Annotated in this window: 7 protein-coding genes; 4 read left to right on the top strand and 3 right to left on the bottom strand. The window is 66.3% G+C overall.

Features of this window, described 5'->3' with window-relative positions:
• Nucleotides 1-60: 60 nt before the first annotated feature.
• The 3 genes from ppc to VGD20_RS05965 all read right to left on the bottom strand — a co-directional run bounded on the left by ppc (nt 61) and on the right by VGD20_RS05965 (nt 3,905).
• Nucleotides 61-2,739, bottom strand: a complete 2,679-nt coding sequence (gene ppc, locus VGD20_RS05975; RefSeq protein WP_331133576.1) for a phosphoenolpyruvate carboxylase — start codon at nt 2,737-2,739, stop codon at nt 61-63.
• An 86-nt stretch (nt 2,740-2,825) separates the two neighbouring features.
• Nucleotides 2,826-3,254, bottom strand: a complete 429-nt coding sequence (locus tag VGD20_RS05970) for a YbaY family lipoprotein (RefSeq protein ID WP_331133575.1) — start codon at nt 3,252-3,254, stop codon at nt 2,826-2,828.
• An 84-nt stretch (nt 3,255-3,338) separates the two neighbouring features.
• Entirely contained in the window at nt 3,339-3,905 is a 567-nt protein-coding gene (locus VGD20_RS05965; RefSeq protein ID WP_037553138.1) for an HNH endonuclease, read from the bottom strand.
• A gap of 171 nt (nt 3,906-4,076) precedes the next feature.
• Between VGD20_RS05965 and gluQRS the strand changes: the two genes are divergently transcribed.
• From gluQRS to egtB, 4 genes are all read left to right on the top strand, one after another.
• Nucleotides 4,077-4,928, top strand: a complete 852-nt coding sequence (gluQRS, locus tag VGD20_RS05960) for a tRNA glutamyl-Q(34) synthetase GluQRS (protein WP_331133574.1) — start codon at nt 4,077-4,079, stop codon at nt 4,926-4,928.
• Nucleotides 4,929-4,937: 9 nt separating this feature from the next.
• Nucleotides 4,938-5,162, top strand: coding sequence for an HIG1 domain-containing protein (locus tag VGD20_RS05955; RefSeq protein ID WP_093510137.1), 225 nt, complete (start codon nt 4,938-4,940; stop codon nt 5,160-5,162).
• Nucleotides 5,163-5,172: 10 nt separating this feature from the next.
• On the top strand, nt 5,173-5,754 hold the full coding sequence (locus tag VGD20_RS05950; protein WP_331133573.1) for a cob(I)yrinic acid a,c-diamide adenosyltransferase: 582 nt from the start codon (nt 5,173-5,175) through the stop codon (nt 5,752-5,754).
• Nucleotides 5,755-5,847: 93 nt separating this feature from the next.
• On the top strand, nt 5,848-6,840 hold a 993-nt coding region (gene egtB, locus VGD20_RS05945; RefSeq protein ID WP_331133572.1), incomplete at its 3' end, for an ergothioneine biosynthesis protein EgtB.

Below are 6,840 nucleotides of genomic sequence, written 5' to 3'. Positions count from 1 at the left end.
AAGCCGGGGCCCAGAATTCTTAAGCCGCGTTGGGCCCCGGCTTTCGCCGGGGTTCACTGATTATCCGCTATTCCGCAGCGCCGTCGCGATCGCGTTGATCGTCAGCTGGATACCCTCGGCAATCCGCGGATCGGTCTCGCCCGCGCGGTGGCGCTTCATCAACTCGATCTGCAGCAGGTTGAGCGGCTCGATATAGGGCAGGCGCAGCCGGATCGACGCCTCGAGCGCCGGATTCTTCTCGAGCAGCCGCGTCTGCCCCGTGATGCCCAGCAGCCCGTCATGCGCGCGGTTCCAGCCATCGCGGATGCGGCCAAAGATTGCATCATGCCCGTCGATGCTGGCGGCAAGTTCGGCGTAGCGCGCCGCGATCCCCATATCGGATTTCGCGAGCACCATCTCCATATTGCCGAGCAGCGCGGCAAAGAAAGGCCAGCCCGCTGCCATGTCGGCCAGCAACGCCTTGTCCTCGAACGCCGCGAAACCTTCGCCCGTCCCGTACCAGCCGGGCAGCATTGCGCGCGACTGCGCCCAGCTGAACACCCACGGGATCGCGCGCAAATCCTCGATCGCGCTCGACTTGGTGCGGCTCGACGGCCGCGACCCGATCTTCAGCGTCGCGATCTCGGCGATCGGCGTCATCGCGCGGAAGAAATCCCTGAACGCCGGCGTGTCGTAGACGAGCCCGCGATATGCGGCAAAGGCACTATCGGAGAGCTGGTCCATCGCCGCGGTAAAGCGCGCCGCATCCTTGTCGCTCAGCGCCTCGGGCTCGAGGCTCGCGAGCAAGCTCGCCGACACCATCGCCTCGAGGTTCGTCGCCGCGCTCGCCGCGGTGCCATATTTCGCCGCGATGACTTCGCCCTGTTCGGTGATGCGGATGCGCCCCTGCACCGTGCCCGCGGGCTGCGCGCGGATCGCGGCAAAGGCGCTGCCGCCGCCGCGCCCGACCGCGCCGCCGCGGCCGTGGAACAATTGCATCGCGGTGTCGGCCTCCTCGAACACCGGGGTCAGCGCCTGCGACGCCTGATGCAATCCCCAGGTCGAGGTCAGGTAACCGCCGTCCTTGTTCGAATCCGAATAGCCGATCATCACTTCCTGATGCCCGCGCTGGCCGATCTGCGGGCCGATTTCGGGCATCGCGAAATAGCGCGCCATGATCGCGGGCGCGCGGTCGAGGTCGGCGATCGTCTCGAACAGCGGCACGACCATCAGGTTCGATTTGCCGGCGTCTCCGCCGCTCCGCCACAGCCCCGCCTCGCGCGCGAGGACATGGACCTCGAGCAGGTCGGACAGTTCCTGCGACATGCTGATGATCCACTGGCAGATCGCGTCATTGCCCAGCCGCGCGCGCACGTCAGCCGCGGCGTGGACGATCGCGAGTTCGCCCGCGGTCTCGTCGCTCCACCGATGCCACGGCGCGGCAAGCGGCCGGTCGCTTTGCAACTCGGCGGTGAGCAGCGCGACGCGTGCCTCCTCGTCCAGCGCCAGATAGTCGGCGCATACGCCCGAAACGCTGAGCAATTCGGCGAGAACGCGTTCGTGCACCGCGCTGTTCTGCCGCATGTCGAGCGTCGCGAGGTGGAAACCGAACACCTCGACCGCGCGGACCAGTCGCCCGAGCGCGCCGATGCCCGCGAACTGCCCCTTGCCGCTCGCCGACAGGCCGCCCGCGATGGTGACGAGGTCGCGGCGGAAATCGGCGGGGGTGTCATAGTGCGCGCCGGCCAGCGCCGAGGGGCGCGGCGGGGCGCGGCCGACGATATGCGCATAGGTGGCGCAAAGCCGCGCATAAATGCCCGACAAGGCGCGGCGATAGGGTTCGTCGCGGCGGCTCGGTGCCACATCGCCGCTTGCTTCGGCCAGCGCTTCGACGGCCTCGGGCACGACGGCGAGGCTTGCCGACACCGACAGTTCGGCGCCGAGGTGGTGGACGGCGTCGATATAATGGCCGAGCACCGCCGCGGCGTTGCGCGCGGTCGCCATGTGCATCGTCTCGGCGGTGACGAAGGGATTGCCGTCGCGGTCGCCGCCGATCCAGCTGCCGACGCGCAGGAAGCTCGCGGGGCGCTGCCCCAGCTCGGCTTCCCAGCGTGCGTAGAGTTTCGGCACCACGGGCAGGAAGACGTCGCGGAGATAAGTGAGCGCATTGTCGATCTCGTCGGCGACGAACAGTTTCTCGGTGCGCAGCGGACGGGTCTGCCACAGCAGGACGATCTGCCGCCGGATCGCCTCCTCGACGACATCGCCCTCGGGCGTCTCGTCCATCCCGGCATCGCGCAGCAGCATCAGCTCGGCGATGCGGTTCTTGTGGTCGAGCACCGACTTGCGCCGCACCTCGGTCGGGTGCGCGGTCAGCACCGGCGCGACGAGCGACGCGTTCAGCAGTGCGGCAATGGCATCGCCGTCGATCGCATCGCCGCGCAGCTTTTCGATCGCGGCCGCAACGGTCGCTTCGGGCTCGGCCGCGACCCCTTGCCGGTCCTCGGCAAGGTTCGCGAGCATCGAAAAGAGCATGAAGCCGCGCACGAAGGCGATCGTGTCGTCGAGCCCCAGCGCATCGAGCCCCGGGTCGATCGCCTCGGCGCCCGCGATCCCGCGGTGCCGGTCGACGCTCGACGATCGGATATATTCGGTCTGGCGGAACAATTTGTCGCCGCCATAGGCGCGGATGACGTCACCGAGGATCCGCCCCAGATAGCGGATGTCGGGATTTTGCGAGATCTGGATAGGCGGGCCCATGGCCGCCTTTGCTGCACCTGCGAAGGCGCGGGGTCAAGCGGCGGCACGGGCGCGCATAGCTATGCGCGCCCGCCGGATACCATCGGTCAGCGGGTGCGAACCATCACCAATGTGCCGAGATCGACCCGCGGGCGGCCGTCGAAGGTCACGCCATTGTGCGTGTCGGTGATGAACATCAGCTTCCCCGACGCATCGGTGATGCGTGCCGAAACCGAATAGCGGCCGCGCGGGTCGAGTTTGCGCTGGTCGACCGTCAGCGAAAAGGCGAAGGGAACCTGGCGGCCATCGGCGGTGAACGACTGCTGCGCGATCGTCTTCGACGGTGCGTCCATCAGGCTGACGTCGGCGAGCTGGATTTCGACCTGCGCGGTCGGCGGCAGCGCCATGCGTTCGCGATAGGTGATGCTGCCGGTGACCGACACCGGCTCTTCGGACGGCGGCATGATCGTCGCGCAGGCGGCGAGCAGCGGCGCAGTTACGGCGCCGAGAGCGAGCATTCGGGTAATGCGAACCATGAGTGTTTCTCCTTTTTTCGATGGTTGGCGGCCGCCTAGCCCCATCGAGGTGAACCCATGCTGTCGCGTCCGCCCATGCGCCGTTCAGCCTTCGAGTTCGACATCCCAATATAGCCAGTCGATCCAGCTCGTGTGGAGATAATTCGGCGGGAAGGCGCGGCCATTGTCCTGGAGCTGCCAGCTCGTCGGGCGCCAGGGCTGGCGATAGAGCGGCATATGCGCCTGTTGCGGGGTGCGGCCGCCCTTCTTGAGGTTGCATGGTGCGCAGGCGGTCGCGACATTTTCCCATGTCGTACGCCCGCCCAGCCGGCGCGGCACGACATGATCGAAGGTCAGATCCTTGCCCGACCCGCAATATTGGCACGCGAAACGATCGCGCAGGAACAGGTTGAAGCGCGTGAAAGCGGGATGTTCCGACGGTTTCACATATTGGCGGAGTGCAATGACGCTCGGGATCGGCATCGTCCGCGTCGGCGAGTGAATTTCGCGCTCGTAATTTTCGACGATGGTGACGCGATCGAGAAACACTGCCTTGACCGCGGTCTGCCAGGGCCAGAGGCTCAGGGGATAATAGCTCAGCGGCGTATAATCTGCGTTGAGGACGAGGGCCGGACAGCTATCGGGATGCCGGGCAAGATCGGGATGGAACATGGCTACGTAACGCTGCCCCCTTTTGATCGCGGGATGGCGCGCCACTGCCGTTCCTGCATGACACCATCATTACATGACGCATCAGATTCTGCCGTCAAGGGGGCATGTGCCCGCAACATATGGAATGATTCGCTTTGACTCGGCACAGCATATGGATTCATGGGACGGACAATGTTCACGCGTTTCGCTCCCAGCCCGACCGGCGAGCTCCACCTCGGCCACGCATATAGCGCAGTGCTGGCGCATGATGCCGCGCGCCGGGCGGATGGCTATTTCCTGATCCGCATCGACGATATCGACGGTAGCCGTTCGCGCGCGGAATATGTCGATGCGTCGCTCGCCGACCTCGCCTGGCTCGGCCTCGAATGGCACGGCGATCCGGTGCGCCAGTCGGCGCGGCTCGGCGATTATGCGGCGGCGCTCGATGACCTTAGCGCTCGCGGCCTCGTCTATCCCTGCTTCTGCACCCGCGCCGATGTCGCCGCCAGCCTGTCGGCCCCGCATGGACCTTCGGGCACCGTCTATCCCGGTACCTGCCGCAATCTCTCCGAAGCCGAGCGGATACGCCGCCTCGCCGACGAACCGCATTGCTGGCGGCTCGACGTCACGCGTGCGGTTGCCGGGGCCGGCGATCTCCTGTGGGAAGAAGCGGGGCGGGGGACACGCGTCGCCGACCCGCTCGCGCACGGCGACATTATCCTCGCGCGCAAGGATGCGCCGGCCAGCTATCATCTCGCAAGCACGCTCGACGATGCCAATATGGGCGTGACGCATGTCATCCGCGGCGCCGACCTGATCGCCTCGACCGACGTTCACCGGCTGCTCCAGGCGCTGCTCGGCCTGCCGACGCCGCTTTATCGCCATCACGCGCTTGTCTGCGGCCCCGACGGAAAAAGGCTCGCGAAGCGCGATGCTGCGGCGTCGCTCGCCTCGCTCCGTGCGGCCGGGACCGACGGGTCCGCGCTCGCAGCCGATTTGGCGGCCGACCGGCTTCCCGCTGGCTATTTCCTGCAAAATCCCTAGATAGGCGCTATGGAAATCCTGCTCATCCTCGGTGTCGTGATCGCCGCCGGCTTCGTCCTCTTCTCGCTCGCGCGCGGGCTCTTCTATTTCTCGCAAGGCCACCGCGCCCAGATGGACGGCACCGCGCACGAGAATCAGGTGATGCAAAACAAGATGATGATGTCGCGCGTGAAGTGGCAGGCGATCACCATCATCCTGCTCGTGCTGATCGGCCTGTTCGCCGCCGGTAAATAGGCCGGCGCATATGGTGAAGCTCAACAAGATCTACACGCGCACCGGCGACGACGGCACCACCGGGCTCGTCGACGGCTCGCGTATCACCAAATCCGACGCGCTGATGGCAGCGATCGGCGACGTCGACGAGGCGAACAGCTGGATCGGCATCGCCGCTTCGTCGCTCGATGCGGCGAGCGACGAAGCTGCGATGCTCGCGCGCATCCAGAACGAAATGTTCGACCTCGGCGCCGACCTTGCGACCCCGCCCGACATCCAGTTCGGTTTCGGCCCGCACGACATGGCGCTGCGTATCGTGCCGAGCCAGATCGCCCGGCTGGAGGACGAGATCGACGGCATGAACGACGATCTCGAAGCACTCCGCAGCTTCATCCTGCCCGGCGGCACCGAAGCCGCTGCGCGGCTCCACCTCGCCCGCGCGGTGACGCGCCGCGCTGAACGCGCGGCGGTCGCGGCGGGTATGGCGCGTGACCTTAATCCGCTCGCGCTCAACTATCTCAACCGCCTGTCCGATCATCTCTTCGTACTTACGCGGCACCTCAACGCCGCGGCGGGCGGGGATATCCTCTGGAAACCCGGCGCGACACGCTAGGATGTTCCCTTAATGTTCTAGACAATTCGTCGCGGTGTAACCATAATTGGCTTCACTGCGAAACCGAATCGCACCCCGGGGAATTGTCTCACCATGGCCAGCCGCACCGACGCTTCGCCGACAACCGACACGATGGAGAGCCTCGCCCGGCGCTTCGCCGCGACCCGGCGGCTGTCGCTTGATCTGGTCGCGACGCTCTCCGACGCCGACGCCAGCGCGCAGTCGATGCCCGACGCCTCGCCCGCCAAATGGCATCTTGCGCACACGACATGGTTTTTCGAAACCTTCACCCTGCGCGACCATGTTCCGGGCTATCGCCTGTTCGACGATCGTTATCCCTATCTCTTCAACAGCTATTATGAAGCCGAAGGGCCGCGTCACGCGCGGCCGCACCGCGGGCTGCTGACGCGGCCGTCGCTCGACGAGCTGTGCATCTGGCGCGCGCATGTCGATGCCGCGGTTCAGACCGCGCTGCCCGATCTTCCGGCGAGCGCGCTGACGCTTGTCGAACTCGGCATCCACCACGAACAGCAGCATCAGGAACTGCTGCTTACCGACCTCAAGCATCTCTTCGCGCAGAACCCGCTCGGCCCTGCCGTGTGGGAAACACGAATCGCGAGTGAAGTTACGCAGTTTTCCGCGATGAAATGGATCAACGGTCCAAGCGGCGTGACCGCGGTCGGGCATGATGGAGAAGGCTTCGCTTTCGACTGCGAAGGCCCTCGCCACGACGCGCTGCTCTCCCCCCACGCTCTCGCCAGCCGCCCGGTCAGTAATGGCGAGTGGCAGGAATTCATCGCCGACGGCGGCTATCACACGCCCTCGCTCTGGCTCAGCGACGGCTGGGCGTGGGTGCGGGCCGAGGACATCGAGGCGCCGGCCTATTGGCGCGACGGCCAAAGCTTCACCCTGTCGGGCTGGCAGGATATCGACCCTGCCGCACCGGTCACGCACATCAGCTTCTTCGAAGCCGACGCCTTCGCCAGCTGGGCCGGTGCGCGCCTGCCGACCGAGTTCGAATGGGTAGCGGCCGCGGCCGCCTTCGATCCGCACGGCGGTCAGCAGCTCGACGCCGCGGGACCGGCG

Origin of the sequence: Sphingopyxis sp., assembly GCF_036402335.1 — a bacterium.
In the GTDB taxonomy this organism is placed as follows: Bacteria; Pseudomonadota; Alphaproteobacteria; order Sphingomonadales; family Sphingomonadaceae; genus Sphingopyxis.
Note: the sequence above shows the minus strand (reverse complement) of the source record. Positions and strands in the feature narration are given on the sequence as shown.

Coding starts and splice junctions, on each gene's coding strand:
- ppc (WP_331133576.1), bottom strand. CDS start 2,739: ATGGGCCCGCCTATCCAGATCTCGCAAAATCCCGACATCCGCTATCTG.
- VGD20_RS05970 (WP_331133575.1), bottom strand. CDS start 3,254: ATGGTTCGCATTACCCGAATGCTCGCTCTCGGCGCCGTAACTGCGCCG.
- VGD20_RS05965 (WP_037553138.1), bottom strand. CDS start 3,905: ATGTTCCATCCCGATCTTGCCCGGCATCCCGATAGCTGTCCGGCCCTC.
- gluQRS (WP_331133574.1), top strand. CDS start 4,077: ATGTTCACGCGTTTCGCTCCCAGCCCGACCGGCGAGCTCCACCTCGGC.
- VGD20_RS05955 (WP_093510137.1), top strand. CDS start 4,938: ATGGAAATCCTGCTCATCCTCGGTGTCGTGATCGCCGCCGGCTTCGTC.
- VGD20_RS05950 (WP_331133573.1), top strand. CDS start 5,173: ATGGTGAAGCTCAACAAGATCTACACGCGCACCGGCGACGACGGCACC.